The sequence below is a fragment of the Paraburkholderia fungorum genome (assembly GCF_046026025.1).
Classification (GTDB): Bacteria; Pseudomonadota; Gammaproteobacteria; order Burkholderiales; family Burkholderiaceae; genus Paraburkholderia; species Paraburkholderia fungorum_E.
This window is the reverse complement of sequence record NZ_JAQQFL010000020.1, coordinates 1-21845: the sequence shown is the minus strand read 5'-3', so window position 1 is coordinate 21845 and position 21845 is coordinate 1. Positions and strand designations below refer to the sequence as shown.

Sequence of the window (21845 nt, the reverse complement as noted above, 5' to 3'; positions counted from 1 at the left end):
CCGATGGTATTCAAACACGCGGAACCGTTAGCGTCACCCGCCGCGACACCGGGACAACCGGTGATCGACCAGATGCTGCAGTTCGCACGGAGCCAGCACGAACGTGGGCAACTGGAGGAAGCTCAACTCGGGTATCGCGCCGTGCTGGCGATCGATCCCGCGAACGCTTACGCGTTGCATTTGCTAGGCGTCGCGCATTTGCACAATGGCGAGGCGGAGGCGGCCGAGCCGTTGATTGCGCGTTCGCTCAGTCTGGGGCTCGGTTACGGATGGGCCTTGGGCAATCACGGCGCGGTACTGGTGCGGCTTGGCCGCAACGACGAGGCGCTGGCGGTGCTCGATCGCGCGCTGCGGCTCGAACCACGGCTTGCGCCGGCGCTGGTAGCGCTGGGCAATGTGCGGCTGGCGCTTCAGCAGTACCGGGAAGCGTTGAGCGCGTATGACGCGGCGCTTGCCGTGTCGAGCGCGTTGCCGGAGGCGTGGAGCAATCGTGGCAATGTGCTGCGCGCGTTGAACCGGCCGGCTGACGCGTTGATCAGCTATGACCGCGCACTGGCGTTGACGCCGGATGAATACGCCACGCATCTGAACAGCGCGCACGCGTGGCGCGACCTTGGACAATACGAACGCGCATTGCAGGCTTATCGCTCCGCGCTCGTGATTCGCCCAAGGACGCCCGAAGTATTGCTCGCGTGCGGCGGCGTACTTCAGTTGCAGGGCCGGGAAGAAGATGCGCTCGCGTGCTACGACGAGATACTCGAAGCGAATCCACATGACGTTGCCGCGCTCTATAACGGCTGTGTGGTGCTCGACAATCTGCATCGCTACGACGCATTGCTCGCGCGCTGTGATCGCCTGCTGGCGCTGGAGCCGGATCATGCGCTTGCGTGGCTTGGCCGCGGTAACGCACTCGAAGGCATGAAACGGCATGCCGATGCGCTGGTTGCCTTCGACGGCGCGCTTGCGCGCGCGCCGGGGCTCGACGCCGCAAGCAGCAATCGCGGCGTCGCGCTGCATCTGATGGAGCGTCATGCCGATGCGCTGGAAAGCTACGATCGGGCGCTTGCCGCCGCCGGGCCGAGCGCTGAACTCTGCTGGAGCCGTGGCAACGTCCTGCAGCAACTGGGACGCCATGACGACGCGCTCGACAGCTACGAACAGGCGCTCTTGCCATCCCCCGACACGGGGCATGCATGGTATATGCGTGGCTCCGCGTTGCAGCAGTTGCAGCGTCACGCCGAGGCCATTGCATGCTATCGGCGTGCACAGGAACTGGATCCCGCGCTGGTCGTGGCAGAGGCGGCCGAAGCATTCTGCCTGCTGCTGACCGGCGAATTCGCAGCAGGCTGGCGGCAGCACGAAAATCGCTGGCGCGATCCGGCGATTGCGCGGCATCGGCGTCATGAGCGGCAACCGCTCTGGAGCGGCGCCGCGTCCGTCGAGGGAAAGACGGTGCTGCTGCATGCCGAACAGGGTTATGGCGATACGCTGCAGTTTTGCCGCTACGCAAGTCTGGTTGCCGAACGGGGTGCCCGCGTCATCCTTGAGGTGCCTGGTGCTTTAAAGCTACTGATGGAATCGCTGCACGGTCCGGGCGAAGTGCTTGCAAGCGGTGATCCGCTGCCGCCGTTCGATCTGCAATGCCCGCTGCTAAGCGTGCCATTTGCACTCGGCACGCAACTCGAAACCATACCCGCCGCCACGACGCCTTACCTGCATGCCGACGCAACCCGCAGCCGCATATGGACCGACAAGGTCGACGCCGCAGCGCGACCCGGAACGCTCAGAATCGGACTCGCGTGGTCGGGTAATCCGGCGCATAACAACGACCAGAACCGTTCGTTGCCGCTGGAGACGCTGGCGTCGATTTATACGCAACATGCAAGCTTCTTCAGCTTGCATCAGTTCGTGCGTGAGCGCGACGCGCAGACACTGGAAGACAGCGGCCTGATTCATTTCGGCACCGATCTGAAGGACTTTTCGGATACGGCTGCCCTGGTGAATGCGCTCGACCTGGTGATCTCGGTCGATACGTCGGTCATTCATCTGGCCGGCGCGCTCGGCAAACCGTTCTGGGTTTTGCTGCCTGGCGTGCCCGATTGGCGCTGGTTGCTCGAACGGGAAGACAGTCCGTGGTATCCGCAGGCACGGCTTTTTCGTCAACGCAAACCAGGTGATTGGGCTGAGGTAGTCACGCGTGTTGCACGCGAACTCGCGAGCCGATGCGCGTCGTAAGGCGCGAACCCCGTCACTGATATGGGCTTGAGCGGGCCGCGCCCGGATTAACGCAAAGTGACAGAAGGTACGTACCTTTAACCCATTGTCAATTGTCCTGATCATCGTAAATATCGCTGCCACGCGGCATCCCTATGCTCCCGTGGATCAATGCGGCCGTGCGTGTCGCATACGGGGGGACCGTTTCGGGGACTAGCGCCGAGCCTGGCGCTGTGCTGACGGTCGTCAAGTCAAGAGTGCTCAGGGATAGACAATGAAAGCTAGCGTGCCCAATCATCGTTCACGTTCATCACGCACGCGCGAAGCATCGCGAATCGCTCTGCGGCCGATTTGCCAGGCCGTAGCGCTGATGATTGCAGCCGGCGCGGCAGCGAATGCGCATGCAGCGGGAATGGTGAATCTGGGGCAAGTCGGCGCACGCATGGCCGCAGGCGGTAGCGCCGGCGCGGCTGGTGCGGGCGTGCCGAACCTGGGCGTGTCACCGCAGCAGGCGCTGCAGGCCAGCAAGCCGTCGATTCAGAACCTGGGCCGCGCCGCGTCTGTGATCGCCGCGCAAGTCGCCGCGCAGCAGGCGGCCGCGGCGGCCGGCACTGCCGCCAATGTGCCGAACGGTCTGACGGCCGGCGGATTGCAGGTCGCGCCCGGTGTGAGCTTCGCGAAGGACGGCAACGGCAACCTGATCAGTCAGAACACCAATACCAGCAACCCGGTGCTGTGGATCAACGCATACGGGCCGCAGCAAAGCGTCGACAGCAGCGGGCATGTCAATGTCGACATTCAGCAGACCGGCCAGAACGCGGTGCTGACGTGGCAGACCATGAACGTCGGTAAGCAGACCACGCTCAATTTCAACCAGTCGGGCGGCGCGCAAACCAACGGTGCGAACAACTGGGTCGTGCTGAACCGCATTAACGATCCGAGCGGCGCGCCGAGCCAGATTCTCGGCAACGTGAAAGCGCAAGGCTCGGTGTATGTGATCAACCGCAACGGCATCCTGTTCGGCGCGGGCTCGCAGGTCAACGTGCATTCGCTGGTGGCGTCGTCGCTGGATTTTCTGAACGCGAACAACCACCTGATTCAGACGCCTGCCGATATCGCTCAGAGCAACGTGTTGTTTCTGCAGCAATCGGGCGGCCTGGCTGGGCTGGAAGCGGGGCGAACCAACCCGCAGGCAAGCGGCAGTCAAAGCCCGAACGAAGTATTGGGGCTCGGCAATACGGTTATCGATCCCAGCGCGAGCCAGTATCAAACGCCAGGCGCCGTGATGATCGCACCTGGCGCGTCGATTTCGACAGCAGCGAACGGCACGGCGAGCGACGGCGGCTTCGTGCTGGTGGCGGCGCCTAATGTGACCAACGCCGGCAGCATCACGGCGACGGGCGGCCAGGTGATACTCGCGGCAGGCGTCGGCGTGGGGTTGACGCCGAACCCGGCCAACCCACAGGTGCTGCTGCCTGAATTGACCGGCGCGCTGCGGGTGCCGACCACCAACGGCAATTCGGTCGACGTCACGCCGGCCGGCAGCCTGGTGAACACGGGTATCGTGCAGGCGGCGCGCGGTAATGTCACGTTGCTTGGCAGCAGCGTCGCGCAGAATGGGGTGGTGGGAACGACGACGAGCGTCAGCCAGCCGGGAAGCATCACCATTTCGACCGTCGACGAGTACGCCGCGAACACGCCTACCGGCACGGCCTACCCGGGCACCGCACTTGTGCAATTGAAGAACAGCAACGGCGGTGATACGAGCCGCGCAGGCCAACTCATCTTCGGTAACGGTTCGGTCACCACGGTCCTGCCTGACACCGATGGCGCGACAGCGACCTCCAGTCCGGGCACCACCTTCACGCCTGGCAGCATCGGCATGACCGCCGGGTCGATCTGGTTCCAGTCCGGTTCGCTGATTGAAGCGCCAGGCTCCACGGTGTCGGTCACGGCGCTCACACCCAAGGCGGCCGGCTACGTGACGCCCCCCGGTGATACGTCGGTGCCCGGCCGCATCTATCTCGACACGGGCGCGACCATCGACGTCTCGGGTCTTGCGAACGTCGAGTTGCCAATCTCGTCCACGCTGGTCACCGTGCCGCGAATCGGTCAGAACGAGCTGGCCGATTCGCCCTTGCTGCGCAACAGCTTCCTGTTCGGTTTGAAAAACGTGGTGTTCGACAGCACACTGTCCGGCACCAATGCCGACGGGCTGCAATGGGTCGGCAGTCCGATCCTGAATCTGGCCGGCTACGTGAGCCTGATTCCCCGCTCGGTCGATCAGTTGCTGACGAATGGAGGCACGATCAACCTCGCCGGCGCCGAGGTGATGACGGCGGCGGGCTCGTCGCTCAATCTGAACGGCGGCTATATTCATTACGACGGGGGAATCGTCAATACCACGCGGCTTGTGGATGCGAACGGCGTGATCGTGCCGATCGGTCAGGCGAATCCGTTGGATACGTACGTGGGCGTCGCGGGGCAGTTCGTCGAGCGTCATCCGCGCTGGGGCGTCACGAATACCTGGAGCAATCCGCTGCTCACCGGCGGGGCGTATCAGGCGGACTACATCGTCGGCGGCAATGCGGGCACATTGAATATTTTTGCCTCGAACGCCATGGTGCTCGACGGCGATATCAGCGCGCAGGCGTTCGGTGGCTCGAAGCAGGTTCAAGGCAATGCGCAGCCGATCGGCGGTACGTTTACGCTGGGTGTCGTCGGCGCACAGGCAACCGATGGCGCGTTGCCCACTTCGGTTGGCGGCGAATCGGGCACGATCATTCTGCAGAACAGTGCGCCGTCGTTAAACACGTTGACGCCCGGTTTCACCAATGACACGCCGCTCAATCCGACCGCGCTCGCGGCATTGTCGAGTACCGATCCGAACAACGTGCTCGCCACTATGGTGGTGCCGGTCGATACGCTAAACAATGGTGGTTTTTCAAAGGTCAGCATTACCGAAGACAAATCCGCGGGCAAAGGAATCGTGGTTGCAAGCGGAGCGCAGCTGAAGGTGCAGCCGGGTGGCGCGATCACACTGAATAGCCCCGCGCCTGGTGTCGTGAACATTCTCGGCGACCTTATTGCTCCCTCCGGCACTATTGCGATTACGGCCAACGGCAACATCGTTGTGGGACCGGACGCGTTGATCAGCGCGGCGGGTCAGTGGGTCAACAATGACACGCAGGCCGCGTCTGGCACCGTGCAGGGCGGTAGTCAATTCATCAATGGCGGGAGCATCTCGCTGTCGACGCTCGAATCGAGTTCTTCCCGGAATAGCGGGGGTTCGAACGCCAGTGTTTCGGATACGACGGGATCGATCGACCTTCAACATGGTAGCGTTCTGGACGTGTCGAGCGGCGGCGAGATGCTGTCCAGCGGCCAGATGCTGATGCAGAATGGTATTGCGAAAGGTACTGCGGGCAACGTGTCGCTGATCACGTATGCGACCCCCAACGGCTGGTTTCCGTACGGCGACACAGGCGACGGAGGGTACGTACTGCCAGGCAGCCAGCCCGGCGCGGGGCGGATCGTGCTGGACGGCACCATAAGAAGCGCGGGTTTCGCGGGCGGCGGCACGTTGACGCTGCAGGCGCCGGGTTTTCAGATTGGCGGCAACGCCGCATCGGCACCTGCATGGGATCTCGTGCTGCCAGCCAGTTTCTTCGCGCAACAAGGCTTCGGCAAGTATGTGCTGAACGCGCTCTACGACGCGACGGTCGCGCCAGGGACGACGGTATCCCTGACGCAGCAGAACCTGATTCCAGACAGCGTTGCGTTGCAAAGAGCAGTGACGGGCACCGACCTGTCGGCGGCGGGCCTCGTCTCGGCCGGTGTCATTGACGCCTACCACCGTCAGGCCACGAGTCTTGTGATGACAGGGGGAGACTATCTCGCGTGGACGGGGAACGGTGCGACCGGCTCGGTTGGCCAGATTCCCTCGTACGCCGGCGTGACCGGTGGGGTCACGATTGGCGAGGGCGCGTCGATCCATGCCGACGCCGGCGCGAGTGTCGGTCTGGGTTCGCCTGCACAGGTCACGGTGCTCGGATCGATCATTGCCCCGGGCGGGACGATTACGCTGAGCGGCGATAGTTTGGTTGCCTCACCATTCGCACAGAGCGGCCAGCTCACCAACGGCAATGACACGTCGCCGACCAAATCCGTATGGCTGGGTGCGAATGCGCTGCTCGACGTGTCCGGCGTCGCCTTGACCAATCCGCTTGCCGCACCGGTGAAGATCGGACTTGCAACGGAAGTGCCGACCACGGGCAAGGTGCTGGCGGGTGGCATCGTGAACATCTCGAACGACTCCGGTGCGATTGTTGCGCAGGCAGGGTCGACCATCAACGTGTCGGGTGCCTCGGCGGTCTTCGATGAACCGCAGGCGTCGGGTGGGTACGCGCCGCAGAGCGTCTGGAGCGATGCGGGCTCGATCACGCTGGCAGGATCGAGTGCGTTGTACTTCGACGGCACGTTGCAGGCGCAGCCGGGGGCGGCGCAGGGGCAGGGCGGCACGCTGACCTTGCTTGCGCAACAGTTGCCGATCAGCAACGCCAGCCAGCCTGGTGGCGGCGCTAAATTCACGGCGCCAGGCGCGTCGCTGATAGCGCTTCAACAAGGCGGCACGCTCGTGCCGACCGGTCTGGCTGCAGGGCAGACGTTCGCCGGGACGCCAGGCGGCGTGCTGCAGTTCTCCGTGGATCGTCTGGATGGATCGGGGATTTCGACGCTGGCGCTGGGCAGTTCAAGCAGTGCGGCCGCACCCGTACCGGTCGCATTCGTTGGCAATGTGGATATGAGTCTGGGCCGTGCCATATCGATCGCATCGGGGCAGATCGTGGCGCTGAGCAGCGATCAACTCGCTACACTCGTCTCGTCCGATTCGACCAGGCGCTCGACGCTTGCGTCGGTGCTTGCCAAAGGCACCCAGACAATCGGCGCACCGACGGTCACGATCGACGCGCCCTATGTGTCGATCGGCGCATCCTTAACCGGGACGGCCAGCCAAACGAATCTGACTCCCGTCACGGCACTCGCGGACTGTACGCTCAACGTCAACGCGTCGTTCATTGATCTGAAAAACCAGTTCCAACTCAACAACTTCGGGCAGGCCAATTTCACGAGCAGCGGCGATATCCGCATGAGTTCGACCAATGCGAGTAACGCAAGCGGTTCGCCGAACGCGCTTCAAGCCGGCGAACTGTACACCGCCGGCAACCTGACCTTCAAAGCGGCGGATCTTTATCCGTCCACGGGCAGCACGTTCATTATCGACGCGGTGGGGCCCAACAATCCATCCACCGGCAAACCGGCGCCGACCACAATTACGTTCCTCTCCAACGGCACGTCCGGCATACCGTTGTCGGCGGGCGGCAGCCTCGTTGTCGACGCCAACCAGATCGTGCAATCGGGGACGGTGCGCGCGCCTTCGGGCTCGCTGGTGTTCGGCGTCGGTGACCCGACTAACACGACGACGGTTGCGCAGTTCAACGGTCTTCCGCTGGTGGCGACGGACTCGGTTACGCTCGGCAACGGCAGCGTAACCTCGGTTTCCAACGACGGTACGATCATTCCGTTCGGCACGACGGTCGACGGTGTGGAGTGGCAGTTCAATCCAGTCGCAAGCCGCAGCGCGGCGCCCGATCTGAGCGCGCCACCTACTAAGTTCATCGGCGTGAACGGCAGCAAAGTTGCGCTCAACTCAGGCGCGTCGATCGACCTCTCTGGCGGGGGCGACCTGCAAGCGGCCGAATGGGTGCCGGGTACCGGCGGCAGCCGGGATGTGCTGTCGCAATACAACGTGAGCTACGCAAGCACGGCGAGCGGTGTTGCTTTGCCGGTGAACGCCAACGCCGGCAATGTCTACGCGATCCTGCCAGGCCCGCAGTCGCCAGTCGCCGCGTACGATCCGATGTTTGCACAAAGCCTGCAACCGTTGACGAATGCGAACGGCACGGTGAGCACCACAACGCTCAGCGCGGGTGTCGGTCAGGCGGCGCTTAACAGCACGGTGGGTCAATCCGTTTATCTGTCGGGTGTGCCGGGACTGGCGGCGGGAGTGTACACGCTGCTGCCCGGCAAATACGCCACCCTGCCGGGCGCCTATCGGGTAACACTGGCGAGCGCGAGTGGGGCTGTCACGCCGAACGCCGCGCAGGTTCTTCCCGACGGCACGGCGATGGTGGCGGGCTATTCCGTCGATGCGCTCAGCGGCGCGCGCAGCGCCACGCCGCTTCTGTTCGACGTGCAATCGGGCAAGGTGTGGCAGCAGTATTCGCAGTACACGCTGAGCGGCGCCAATGCGTTCTTCCCGACTCTCGCGGCGAATGCGGGTGCCAGCACAGTAACGCCACTGCTGCCGGTGGACGGCGGCCGCCTGGCGCTTGCCGCAATCAGCGGACTGACGCTCGGCGCGACGTTGAACACGGCGGCCGGCACGGGCGGTGCGCCTGCCGAAGTCGACATCGCGTCGAAGGACATTCAGATCACCGGTAACGGCGCCCCGGCGTTGTCCGGTTATCTGCAGATCGGCGCGAGCGATCTCGATTCGCTGAATGCGGGCAGTTTGCTGATCGGCGGCACGCGGACCCAGACCAGCAGTGGCATCACGATCACGCCGATTGCCGACAGCGTGGTGGTGTCGAACAACGCGTCGAGTGCCTTGCAGGGACCGGAAGTATTGCTGGTGACGAAGACCGACCCGACCGGCACCGACCCGAACGCGGTGAACGGTTTGCGCGTGGACGCGGGCAGTGTGATTGCAGCGAGCGGCAACTATCCGGCGGCGAAAGATGTGCCGATCACGATCGGCCAGCTTGCCAACAGCACGACAGGCGCCGCTGCGATTTCCGGCGACGGAGCGCTGCTGCGTGTCTCGAACGGCGCGTCCGTGATGGTCTCGCGGCTCGATACCTCGGGCACCGGAGTGTTGAGCGTCGGCGCCGGCGCGACGCTCTCGGGCGGGCAGTCGTTGACGCTCGATTCGTCGGGCAATCTGAAAGTCGACCCGACCGCGCAACTGTCTGGCAAGGCAATCACGGCTGCGGGTTCCGCCATCACGTTCACCAACGCAACGGGCGCCGCCGCCGCGAACCTGCCCGGCTTCGTGATCGGCGCGGCCGGCCTCGCGCAACTCGCCAATGCACAGCAACTGACGCTGCGCAGCCTGGGTGCGATGAACTTTGTCGGCGATATCAACGCGACGTTCGGCAATAACGTCGATCTGAGCGCGGGCACGTTCAATAGCAATGGCGGCTCGGTCACGCTTAATGGAACGACCGTCGCGTTCACGAATGAAGCGGGCGCGCCGGTTCCGAGCGGTGTGAGCGGCGGCGGCACGCTAACCGTCAACGCGAAGGAAATCGACCTCGGTACGGGCAACAAGACCGTGTCCGGATTCGGCAACGTGACGATGAACGCGACCGGTGGCATCGTCGGGCAGAACACCGGCACGTTCGATTTTGGCGCGCTGCCGGTCACGCTCAATGCACCGGTTTATCTGGCGGCTACCGGTTCGGCGTCTACCTTGAAGACGAGCGGGGCGCTGACAATCAATAGCGCGGCGGGCACGGCGTTGACGAACACGTCGATGGGCGGCGCGTGGAGCTTCGTCGGCGGCACGCTCAACGATAACGCGAAGATTGCCGCGCCTGCCGGCAACGTGAGTCTCGAAGCGACCACCGGTGATCTGACTATTGGCAGCAGCGCGACCGTCAGTTCAGCGGGTGTCCCGAAAGCGTTCTTCGATGTCACCGAATACGCGCCCGCCGGAGCGATCACGCTGACGGCCGATACTGGATCGGTGAACGTGCTGAGTGGTTCCACGCTCGACTTCTCAGGCGCGAGTGGTGGCGGAGCTGCGGGCAGTCTGACCTTGTCGGCGCCGCAACAGGCGGTCAATCTGAACGGTACGCTAAAGGGCGGCGCGGCGACAGGTTTCGCGGGCGGATCGTTTTCGCTCGACACCGGCGGCGCGGTGAATCTCGACAATCTTGCGCACACGCTGGCGTCGAGCGGTGTGAATAGCGCGATTTTGGTGCAGGCGGGGGCGGGAAATCTGACCTTGTCGGCGGGGAATACGCTGACCGCACATCAGGTGGCGTTGACTGCGGACGGCGGTGCAGGGGGACAAGATCCGAACAACGGCAATGTGCAGATTCTCGGCACGGTCAATGCTGCGGGTGTTGCCGGTGGGCAGATCGGCCTGTACGGCAAAAGCGGTGTGGATGTCGAGGGTTCGCTCATTGCGACCGGTTCGAGCGCGGCCCAGCGCGGCGGCACCATTGTCATCGACACGACCGGCACGCCGGGCAGCACAGTGACGGTGAACCCGACTTACGGCTATGAGAATATTTCCGCGGCGAATTCCGGTGTGATCAAGCTGGGCAACAACGCGGTGATCGATGTCACGGGCGGTACGGCAGGTGGGCTGTCAGGCGGCACCGTGAGCTTCCGTGCACCGTTGCTGGACAACGGCGGCGTGAACGTGACGCTGGCACCGGGCGTGCAGATCAAGGATGCGCGCAGCGTCAATCTGGAAGCGTACGCGGTATGGAGCACGACCGATCCGAGTACAGGCGCGAAGCATTTCGACGGCATCGTCGATCCGGCAGGATGGTATGGAGATAGCGTCGCGGGCAACGGGCAACCGGGCATGGTTGCAGGGACGTGGAAGGATCAGAGCGGCAACGTGCTCGCTGCGCCGACGAGCGCGCAGCAACTGAAAACCTACCTGGCAAACGACTTCTTCACACCGACGACGGCCAATGCCGATCACCAGAGTTTCTATGGGTACGTGAACGGCGATGCCAACGCGGCAGTGCCTGGCACCTTGATGAGCTTCGTCGAGAACGGCCTGACGGGTGTCGCGGCGCAATTCGCTACGACGAATGTGGCGAACTTCCATGTGGTGCCGGGCATCGAACTCGACAACCCGAGTACGGCGATCAACAACGGCGATATCTCCGTGTTGACGAACTGGAATCTGGGCGCGGGTGCGTCGCCGACGAATCTCGCGTTCCGCTTCAATGGGCAAGCGCCGGATATTACATTCCGGGCTGTGCACGATGTGCAGGTGGATGCGAGTTTGACGGATGGGTTCTTTCAGATTGTGAATCCAACGGCGCCGCCGTTGTCGACGATTACAATCGTACCGCCAACGCCTTCAAGTGCATCGGCAGAACATCATGAGTTTTATGACAACATCGGGGGATACGGGAGCTATGCGCAGCAAAACAATACGTACTACGGTGGACATCTAGTCGCGCCGGCGCTTGCTAGCAACCCGGCATTCGTAGGGGGGGATAGCGCGGCAATTGCGCAGTATTACGGGCTGTACAAGATATATTTGGACAATGTAACGATTATCGCCGGAACGCATGACCCGGCCCAGCAATTTTGGAACGGTAAAATCCTTTTGGGAGGAACCGATCATTCCGGCTTGACCCCGGTGTCAGGCCAACCCCTTGCACCAAGTGTCCCGACCGCTGCCCAGGAGCTGGCGGACCCCACAGCTTACTTGCGCTACCTTTCCCAATACAACACGTATACGACGCAGATGAATCTGTGGGGGGGGCAACGGGATCCCAAAACGGGTTTTTTTAATACTTTCTTGCCGTATCAGGCGGTGCCACTGCAACCGCCTCCAGTTGTACTCACGGCGCTGATTACACCTTCGACTGTGACTGTCGGATCCGTACCGACCGACAACACCCCGTCGCCGGTTGCAACGTCCAGCAACGGGTTGCCACTTGCTACAGCGTCGTTAAACGTTGGGTCCAGCTCATCGTTCTGGGTGGTGTCCGGTTCGAATCTCGCCAGCGCCAATCCGCTTTCAGTGCAGGCGGTCTCGATGTTCAACACAGCTAGTGGCGGCGGCGACGTGACGCTCGACGGCCATTTCGCCTATGTTGATACGAACAACGTGGCGCTGCTCGCTCCAACGATGATCCGCACCGGCACCGGTTCGATCGATATCGCTGCGGGCAACAATATCGCATTGCTCGACTCGACTGCGCCCGGGGTCATTTACACAGCAGGTGCACCGACGGCAGGAACGACGGTAGGCAGCACAGCAACGATTGTGAAGGGAAATACTTCACAAGCTCTCCCGGACATACTGGTCAGTCCCACGGTCAACCCCGACTCTGCTGGCGACATTTCCATTCATGCTCAGGGCGATATCACCGGCATCGAAAACGCGACTGATGCGACCGGCTCAGTCACTGGGGTGGTGGGTGCGAACATCAGTCAATTCTGGTGGCAATGGATGCAAATTACGGGCAGCCCGACGGTAACGCAGAATAGCCAGACCGGCGGCTCCAATTTCACGCAGATTAATCAGACGTCAATCGACTTTGGCGCCTTCGGCCAGGGCGTGATGAGCGTAGGCGGAAATGTCTCCGTGAGATCGGGGGGCAACATTACCGATCTCGCTGTATCGCTGCCCACCACATGGTATTTGAACAGCAGTAACGTACCCGTCACAGTGGGTGGCGGGAATCTGATCGTGACGGCAGGTGGCAACATTCTGAGCGGTGACTACTTTGTTGCGAAAGGCACGGGCACCATCAAGGCTGGCGGCGCGATCGCATCCGATGGGGCTGTCTATACGCAATTCAGCGCGAACAACGTTGGGACCGGACGCCCCGTCAACGTGCCCATCGCTCCGGTTTCAACGCTGCTGGCGACACAGGACGGCACGCTCGACGTGTCCGCGCGGCAAGGCGCCGATATTGGTGGCGTCTACAATCCGTCGTACGTGGACTATGTCATTGGCTCTTATAGCCAGCACGCGGATTTCCAGAGCTACTCACCGAACTCGGCGGTCAACGTCGCGTCCACTACCGGCGACGTCAAGTTCGGTACGCTGGGCTCCTCGATATCGGGGCAGTCGCTGATCGGCGGCGGGAATGGCGGATCCGACGAGTCGCAGGTGTTGCCCGCATCGATTGGGCTGACCGCGTTTTCCGGCAGCATCACGATCGCGTCGGGCGGCGAACTATTTCCGTCCGCCACCGGCAACCTGAATCTGCTCGCCGACCAGTCTATCAACGTGTCGAATCAGATTGGGTTCGTGGCTGGCTTGCCAGCGGTATTTGGCATGCTCGACATCGATCCGTCGCTGATGCCGTCGCCGGCCAATCAGATGGCGTCCGCCAATCAGTTGGCGTCAGTGCCTGGTCTGACGAGTAAAAGCAGCGCGGATCACGCACAGACTCCGCTGCACGCCGACGATAACCAACTGGCCCATATCTACAGCGTGAACGGCAGCATCGTTGATGGCGTGTTGGAGCCAGTCGGAGCGACAAACGCAGGATTCTACGACCAGAATGTGAGCGTCGTAATCGACAAACCCGCACTGATCCAAGCCGGCCAGGACATCGTGAATCTGGCGTTTCTGGGGCAAAATCTGCGGTCGTCCGACTTCACCCGGATTGTCGCGGGGCGTGATATCTACGACACGCCGCTGCCTACATCCAGGTCGGTCCTCCCGAGCCTGGTGCTCGGTGGCCCTGGTACTTTCGACGTCGAAGCGGGCCGGAACATTGGGCCGTTATCTAATCAGCAGCAAGCCTTTATTGCATCGGGCAGAAACGACGGATTTACCCCGAATCCAACCGGTATCGAAGCAGTTGGCAACGCTAACAATCCGAACCTTCCGCACGAAAGCGCGAACGTACAGGTATTGTTCGGCGTCGGCCCGGGCATCGACATTGCGCGGTTTATCTCGGCCTACATCGATCCTGCGAGCGCGAACGTCAGCAACATCGAGGGCCTTGGGGCCACCGGGATCGCGTTCATGCAACAGTATGACGCGGGGCTTGCGGTTGATACCGGACTCACAAAAGACAAGCAGGCCGCGCTCCAGAGCGTGAGCGGACTCACGGGCAGCGAAGCATGGGCGCAGTTCAAGGCGTTGCCGTCGTATGTCCAGCAGCAGTTCGTCGAGCAGGTGTTCTTCAAAATCCTGACGGACGTCGGCAACGACTACAACAACCCGGCGAGCCGGTTCTACCAGCAGTATGCGCGCGGCTACCAGGCGATCAACACGCTGTTTCCGGCGTCGCTCGGCTACACGGCGAACAATCTCGGCGGAGGCGCCAACGGGGCGAACACGCTCGTGAAGACCGGCAATCTGGACATTCGCAGCACGACCATCCAGACGCAGCAGGGCGGCAATGTAACGATCCTTGGGCCAGGAGGTGAGGCATTGGTGGGCAGCGTGTCGGCCCCGCCGTCCATCGTCAATAGCAAGGGGCAGGTACTTGCCGGTCCCGGCACGCAGGGCATCCTGACGCTTGAAAAAGGCGACGTCAATATCTTCACCGACGAAAGTATTCTCCTTGCCCAAAGCCGGATTTTCACCGAGCAGGGTGGCAACATGACCATCTGGAGTTCGAACGGCGACATCAATGCAGGCAAGGGCTCCAAATCGGTGGCCGATGTGCCGCCGCCGAACTATGTGTGCGACCCGAATCACTACTGCACGGTGGACGCACGAGGCGAGGTGACCGGCGCGGGTATCGCCACGCTGCAAACCATACCGGGTGTGCCGGTGGGCGACGCCACACTGGTCGCGCCACGCGGCACGGTCGATGCCGGTGACGCAGGCATTCGCGTGTCGGGCAATCTGAACATCGCGGCGCTGCATGTTGTCAACGCGGACAACATTCAGGTGCAAGGGACATCCATCGGTGTGCCGGTGGGCCAGTCGGTCAATGCCGGCGTATTGACGTCGGCGAGTTCGACTGCATCGGCGGCGAACCAGATGGCACAGGATCTTGCGAGGAACAATGCGTCCGGTGGGGCGGGGCGACGCTGGGTGATATCAGTGGAAGTGGAGGGCTTCGGTGATAACTCGAATTCCCTGGACTCGGACGACTCGGATGACTCGAAGAAGAAACGGAAGCCGGGGGGCAATAAATAGATGGCTATTGCGGTGGCGTGCGGCGAGACAGAGGGCACGAACGACGGAAGCCGCGGCGATGTATAACCTTCGAAATAATGCTTCAACCTGAGAGAGGAAATTGACAGTGGAGGCAGCAGAACTGAAGGATGAAGTGCAAGGCAACGGGATCGCAGAGCAGCCCGATTTGATCGATTTGCGCGATACGGGCCGTTTTCTTGCGACGCTCGAGGCATTGAACTGTTCGCTTGCACTGAGTAGGCGGCCATCGGGCGTTGCATTGCTCGGCGTCGACAAGGGTGTCCCGACATTGTCGGCCTGTCTGTTGCCGCGCTCGATGGGGCTCGCAGTCGAAGGCGATCGGCTGGCGATCGCCACACATCGCGAAGTGATCGTCTTTGCAAATGCAAAGGCGATCGCGCAGCAATACCCTGCGCGCCCGGACCACTATGACGGCATGTTCGTGCCACGCGTCGCGCACTTCACCGGCAATTGCGATCTGCATGACATGGCGCTCGACGGTCCGCGTGTGATCGCGGTCAACACGCGCTTTTCGTGCCTTTGCGTGATCGACGGATTCTTCAACTTCACGCCGTTCTGGCGACCACCTTTCCTGACCGATTTCACCGGCGACGATCGCTGCCATCTGAATGGCATGGCGTTTCACGATCGCAGGGCGTCGTTTGCGACTGCCCTGGGTCACACGAACACGTCTTATGGCTGGCGCGAAGGGATGGCCGACGGTGGCATCGTCATGGAAGTGCCGAGCGGACGCATCGTTGCATCAGGGCTGTCGATGCCGCATTCGCCACGGGTGATTGACGGTCAGCTTTACGTTCTTGAAGGCGGCCGCGGACACGTTCTGCAGATCGATACCGCGACAGGGACGAAACGTGTAGTTGCCGAATTACCCGGGTTCACGCACGGGTTGGCGGTTTATGGCGGCGTCCTGTTCGTTGGTCTATCGAAATTGCGGATGAAACGGGGACCACAAGGCTTGCCCATCGAAGACAGGGGTGAGCTTGTCGCTGGTGTTGCGGCGATCGAGCTTGCGAGCGGTCGCGTGCTAGGTATCCTGGAATTCTATAACGGAGTGGAAGAGATTTTTGATGTCCAGGTGCTGCCGACCGTTCGACGCGCGGAAATTCTAGCACCGCATCAATGGTTCGAGACTCCGTCGATTGAGACGGTTCATGGTGGTATGTGGGAGCCGCGCGATGATGAGGGCGGCAACGCGTAATTCACCAAACCTGAAGATTCCCACATGGCTCGATATGACGATCGAGCCATGACGTGTTTTACACGAATCATGGGTATTTCCAAACAATGAATGCAACTGACAATGTGGCTTGATGTACGGTGGTCCACGTTCATCCGAGTTGCAAACACACCGTGGCTTCATAAAATGAGGGCACGGTGTGTCTGCAGCGAAACTCTACAAGTGCTTAGCGACCGGCGACTGCGCCGCAGACGCTGGCGTTGCCGATGTTCAGGGTTTGGCCTTTGACGGTGGTCAGGAAGTCGGTGGTGATCGCCGACGCATAGTTCGTAGGCACCGTATCAAAGCCATTGCCGTGAAGGATCGCGGCGTTGCTGGCGTTGTTGTAGTGCAGGTTCAGGAAGTCCACTACCGAAGCGTTGACGGTCGGCGAGTTGCTGTGATTCGCATAGCACTGGCTAACGATGATCTGGCTCGTGCCGGAGATCGGATAGCCTGTGGACGGGTTGGCCGAGTTCGGCACCCATTGCGTCTGGACGGCCGGATTGGACGGCAGAGCGACCGTACCAAGCGCCAGCGTGGCGTTCTGATACGTCGGCACCACGTCAGCGCCCGTCGACGTGTTAAACAGGCTGGCAACAGCCAGCGCATTCGTCGCAGCCGGTGCGCTCGTCGACGTTGCGAGGAACGAGTTCGTGTAGTCCGGGCTCAGATAACCCACGCCAGCTTTGCCTGCGGTCTTCAGCGTCGCAAGTTCGCTGGCCACGCCGCCGCTACCCGTCGCTTCGACGAAGTTGGTCGGCAGGCCGGACGGGAACAGCGTGGTCTTGAACGTTTGCGTTTCCGTGAACGCGATGTTCGAGTTGCCGCTAGTGCCGGTCGTGCAAATGCCTGAAACTGCCAGGTGGCGGGTGAGCAGATCGGTCGTGCCGCTACCGTCACCGCGCACAACAACCGTGATCGGGCCGGCAGCATAGAACGAACCGTTGTCCGGGTTCGTGACCTGGCTCCAGTCCGTCAGCTTGCCCGAGAAAATGCCGCACAGGTCATTGTCGTTCAGCGCGACGCTGTTAGCCTGACCAGTCGTCGTTTGCGGACCCGTACCGGCCGGTGCATTGACCAGCGGAATTGTGATCGGCGTAACGATGTAAGGGAGCTGAATCAGCGGGCCGCTGCTAGCGCCGATTGTGCTCGACTTGTAGTTGTTGATCTGCGTCGACGACAGAGCTGCATCGCTATTCGCGAAGTTGACAACCGTGCCCGAAGCGAGACTGAACTGGGTTGCATCGTTGTTCAGGAAAGCAGTTTGACCCTTGCCCGAACCAACCGATGCGTACGAAGCCGTACCATCAGCAGCGGGGAAAATCGAGATTTCTGCGCCGATCGACGGAGCAACCAGCGACGAGCCGCCACCGACCAGAGCCGGTGCCGTCTGTGCCATTGCTGCGGATGCTGCGAGTACCGAGAGAGCGGCCAGGACAGCTTGACAAACGATACGCTTGCTAGATTTCATCGCAATTCCTTAAGGAAAACGAACCAGGGATTTTTTCGCAGCCGGAAGGGAACCTGACCGCCTGATCAATATAGATTCGAGTTCCCTCGTGGACGGTGAAGTGTCCGTGAATTGCGTGAGTCGAAATGGCAACAAATGGTACGGAGAATTAATGCCCAATATCGGATTCAAATGCGTGATGAATATTCGACACCGTTAAAGTCATTTGCGTTAATGAATTGACGGACAATCCAGCGTCTTAAGTAGGTGGAATGCTATTCATATCCGCTTTGCGTCTATCTGATCTTCACTTCGGCGCACCTATCTAGCTGCCGCCGTACCTTGCGTTTCCGATTGCGCGAGAAATGTCTCGAATGTGAGCACATCAGAACGGACCAGACGTGTCGAGGCATTCAGAAAATCGCCGGTCATGGGCACTTCACTGTATCGAAGCAGGTGCCGTCTGCCCGGAAACATCGAAGAACGCGTTGCCCGGTAATGCAACCTGAAAAGGCGCGGAGGCGTTGCGCGCGATTTGCGAAGATCGTCGATTCTCTGCACCGATGCATCGAACCAGAACCGTACCCATGCCGAGTGTTGCGCGCCGGGTGTTCTTGCAATGAACTCGGCGAGAACAAGAAAAATATACGGCACGTCTGCCTGAATCAGCGTGGGGCATGCCCACAGGTGCAGTACGTCGGCGTGTTCGACAATACGCATGAATCGTATGACGCTCAACTCCGGCACGTGTTCTCGCATGGCATGCAAATGCGCGCGCCAGTGCCGGGAGAACGCATCGCGCTGTTTGCGCTCCAGTTCGATATTGGGCGGTTGCGCGGTGACCAGAATCGGATTCGGCAGTCCGTCGGTCACCAGCGGGCAATGTGCAAGCGCCCCTTCGGCATGCGAGAAGTAATAAGTATGCTTTCGTCCACGCGACTGCATGACGTGCAGCGCTTCACCGCATAAAGGACAGCGCGCGCGGGGCTGCTCAGTCTGTTCGTCGCCAGGAAATTCACGCAGATAGTCTTCAACCGTCAACAGGCGGTCTTGCTCCGGATGGAATGCATGATCGACTAGCGGCTTCTCTGTCATGTGCTGGCCGTATGTTGTTCGATGTCGTCGTTATTGTCGGCGCTCGTGTGCGGTACGCGAATGACGCGACACGGGCGATGGATCGAATGAAGATCTCTATCAGCTTATCGACCGCTTAAGTCGACTCGGTGAACGATTGTCAGTACGTACACGCTTGCCGCGTGCACTGCGACTGCTGCAAGAAAAATTGTGCTGAGGATCTGTCACACGTCGTCGCTATTGGGCCGCTTAATCTTGCCTCGCTGTCTACGGACGGGCTCACGCTGCCGCGCCGTAGCGGACGAAAGTGCAGGCTCAAAGCCGCATACCTATCGCGCATGAAAACGGGTGATAGCGTGCGTGCTCAACGAGGTGAGCCTGCTTCCTATAAATTGGGCACAGCGGCATAGAACCAGATCCATGACACGTTTTCGTTCCGGTATCCATGCTGTATCTCGCATCGTATTCACGCTCGGCTGGTTGATTCCGGCGCTCACGCAGACGGTCCATGCCCAGGTCACGTTGAACTTCGCCAATGTCGATATCGGACAGGTCGCCAAGGCCATTGGCTCGGCAACGGATACGACGATCATCGTCGACCCGCGTGTGAAGGGGCAGTTGAATCTCGTCTCCGAGAATCCGGTCAGCAAGGAACGGGCATTGAAGACGCTCGAAGCCGCATTGCGCATGCAAGGCTTCGCGCTGCTGACCGACAATGGCATCCTGAAGGTCGTGCCCGAAGCAGACGCGAAGCTTCAAGGCGTTCCTACCTATGTCGGCAACGCACCCAAGGCACGTGGCGACACCGTGATCACGCAGGTATTTCGTCTGCGGCACGAATCGGCCACCAACCTGCTGCCGGTGCTGCGACCGCTGATCACGCCGAACAACACAATCAACGCCTACGCAAACGACAACACGCTGGTCGTCACCGATTACGCGGACAACGTGCGTCGCGTCGCGTCGATCATCGCGGGGATCGATTCGGGCGAGTCTCAGCAGGTCGAGGTTGTGCCGCTCATGCACGAAAGCGCGATCGATCTCGCACCGATCGTGCAGAAAATGCTCGACCCCACGAGTATCGGCAACACGGACGCAACGCTGAAGGTGTCGGTCGCGGCCGATCCGCGCATCAACGCGTTGCTGCTGCGCGCGGCCAATGCGTCGCGCATCAAGGATGCGAAAGCGCTAATCGCACGGCTCGATTCGGCCACGCGAGTGCCGGGCAACATGCACGTGGTGCGTTTGACGAATGCGAACGCGGTCGATCTGGCGAAGGTGCTGCGCGGCATGCTGGGGCAAGCCAGCGGCGACACAGGCACATCGAGCGACAAATCGAGCGCGCAGGGATTCGGGCAAGGTAACGGCAATGGCCTGGGTGGCTCGTCCGGCAATAGCAATTCGACTGGCACGCCTGGTGTGCCGCCGCTGCCGGGTTCGACGAGTAGCAGCAGCGGGTTGGGAGGGTCGGGATCAGGATCGGGTGCGAGCGGCGGCGCGGTCGGCCAGGGCGGCGGCTTGATCGCCAACGCACGCGGTGGCGACGATAGTGGATCGGGCGGCATGATCGCGGCCGATCCGTCGACGAATTCCCTCATCATCACCGCGCCTGAACCGGTCTATCAAAGCGTTCGCAACGTCATCGACCAACTCGACGCGCGGCGCGCGCAGGTCTACATCGAGGCGCTGATCGTCGAGTTGAACTCGAATACGAACGCCAATCTCGGCATTCAGTGGCAGGTCGCGAACAACGAGGTTTTCGCCGGCACCAATCTGGCGACGGGCAACGGCAACAGCATCGTCAATCTGACGGCGGCAGCCGCCGCGACTGGCGCCACCGGTGGTCTCGCCGGAGCGCTCGTCAGCGGCTCTGGTCTTCAGCAGGGGCTCAATGTCGGCTGGGTGCACAACATCTTTGGTGTGAAGGGGCTCGGCGCGCTGTTGCAGGCGCTTTCGCAGACCGCCGATGCAAACGTGCTGTCTACGCCTAACCTCATCACGCTCGACAATGAGGAAGCGAAGATTGTGGTCGGCACGAACGTACCGATCCAGACGGGTTCGTATTCGAATCTCACGAGCGGCAACGCGAGTTCGGCGTTCAATACCTACGACCGCGTCGATGTGGGTCTGACGCTGCACATCAAACCGCAGATCACCTCGGGCGGGGTTCTCAAGCTGCAGCTCTACACGGAAGACTCGGCGATCGTGAACGGCACGACCAATGTGTCGACCAACCCGGCCGGCCCGCAGTTCACCAAGCGTTCGCTGCAATCGACGGTGCTTGCCGACAATGGCGAGATCATCGTGCTGGGTGGGCTCATGCAGGACAACTACCAGGTCAGCAACAGCAAGGTGCCGCTGCTGGGCGATATTCCGTGGCTTGGCCAGTTGTTCCGCTCGGAGCAGAAGACCCGCCAGAAGACCAACCTCATGGTATTCCTGCGCCCGGTGATCATCAGCGATCGCGATACGGCGCAGGCCGTGACGGCGAACCGCTACGACTACGTGCAGGGCGTGACGGGCGCGTACAAGTCGGATAACAACCTGTTGAAGGACAACGACGACCCGGTGGTGCCGCCAATGCCGCTCGGTCCGAGCCAGGGTGGGTCGCCGGCGATGAATCTGTTCAATCTCGACCAGATGCGTCGTCAGCAGATGGCGCCGCCGGTGAATTCCGCTCCTGCTCCGGTCACGAATGGCGGCGCCGTGCAGACGAATCCTGTCATGAACGGTGGCGCTGTGCAGGTGAACCCCGCGGTGCAGACCAACCCCGTCACCACGGGACCGTCCACCGCATCCCCCGGAGCGCAGCCGTGAGCACGTCTTCAGCGTCAGCGTCCGTGTTGTCGATGCCGTCGCCCGCAGCGCGCGCCGGTGTGAGCGCGGCGGGACATATCGCGGAAGAGGCATCGCCGATGCCGGCTGGCACTACG

At 61.5% G+C, this 21845-nt stretch carries 6 protein-coding genes; 4 read left to right on the top strand and 2 right to left on the bottom strand.

The window, feature by feature from the left end; genetic code table 11:
• The first annotated feature begins 3 nt into the window (after positions 1-3).
• From PQR67_RS21535 to PQR67_RS21525, 3 genes are all read left to right on the top strand, one after another.
• A complete protein-coding gene (locus PQR67_RS21535) occupies positions 4-2235 on the top strand; it encodes a tetratricopeptide repeat protein (RefSeq protein WP_408463677.1) in 2232 nt (743 codons plus the stop codon).
• Between the two features lie 253 nt (positions 2236-2488).
• On the top strand, positions 2489-15148 hold the full coding sequence (locus PQR67_RS21530) for a filamentous hemagglutinin family protein (RefSeq protein ID WP_408463674.1): 12660 nt from the start codon (positions 2489-2491) through the stop codon (positions 15146-15148).
• A 106-nt stretch (positions 15149-15254) separates the two neighbouring features.
• Positions 15255-16367 carry a TIGR03032 family protein gene (locus tag PQR67_RS21525; RefSeq protein WP_408463671.1) on the top strand — a complete coding sequence of 371 codons (1113 nt, stop codon included), beginning with the start codon at positions 15255-15257 and terminating at the stop codon, positions 16365-16367.
• Positions 16368-16572: 205 nt separating this feature from the next.
• Here the strand turns inward: PQR67_RS21525 and PQR67_RS21520 are convergent, their stop codons facing one another.
• Entirely contained in the window at positions 16573-17787 is a 1215-nt protein-coding gene (locus tag PQR67_RS21520) for a substrate-binding domain-containing protein (RefSeq protein ID WP_408463668.1), read from the bottom strand.
• Between the two features lie 372 nt (positions 17788-18159).
• On the bottom strand, positions 18160-18933 hold the full coding sequence (locus PQR67_RS21515; RefSeq protein ID WP_408463665.1) for a cupredoxin domain-containing protein: 774 nt from the start codon (positions 18931-18933) through the stop codon (positions 18160-18162).
• Between the two features lie 399 nt (positions 18934-19332).
• On the opposite strand from PQR67_RS21515, the gene gspD reads away from it, so the two are divergent.
• Positions 19333-21729 (top strand): type II secretion system secretin GspD, encoded by a 2397-nt coding sequence (gene gspD, locus PQR67_RS21510; RefSeq protein ID WP_408463662.1) that lies wholly within the window; start codon positions 19333-19335, stop codon positions 21727-21729.
• Positions 21730-21845 lie beyond the last annotated feature (116 nt).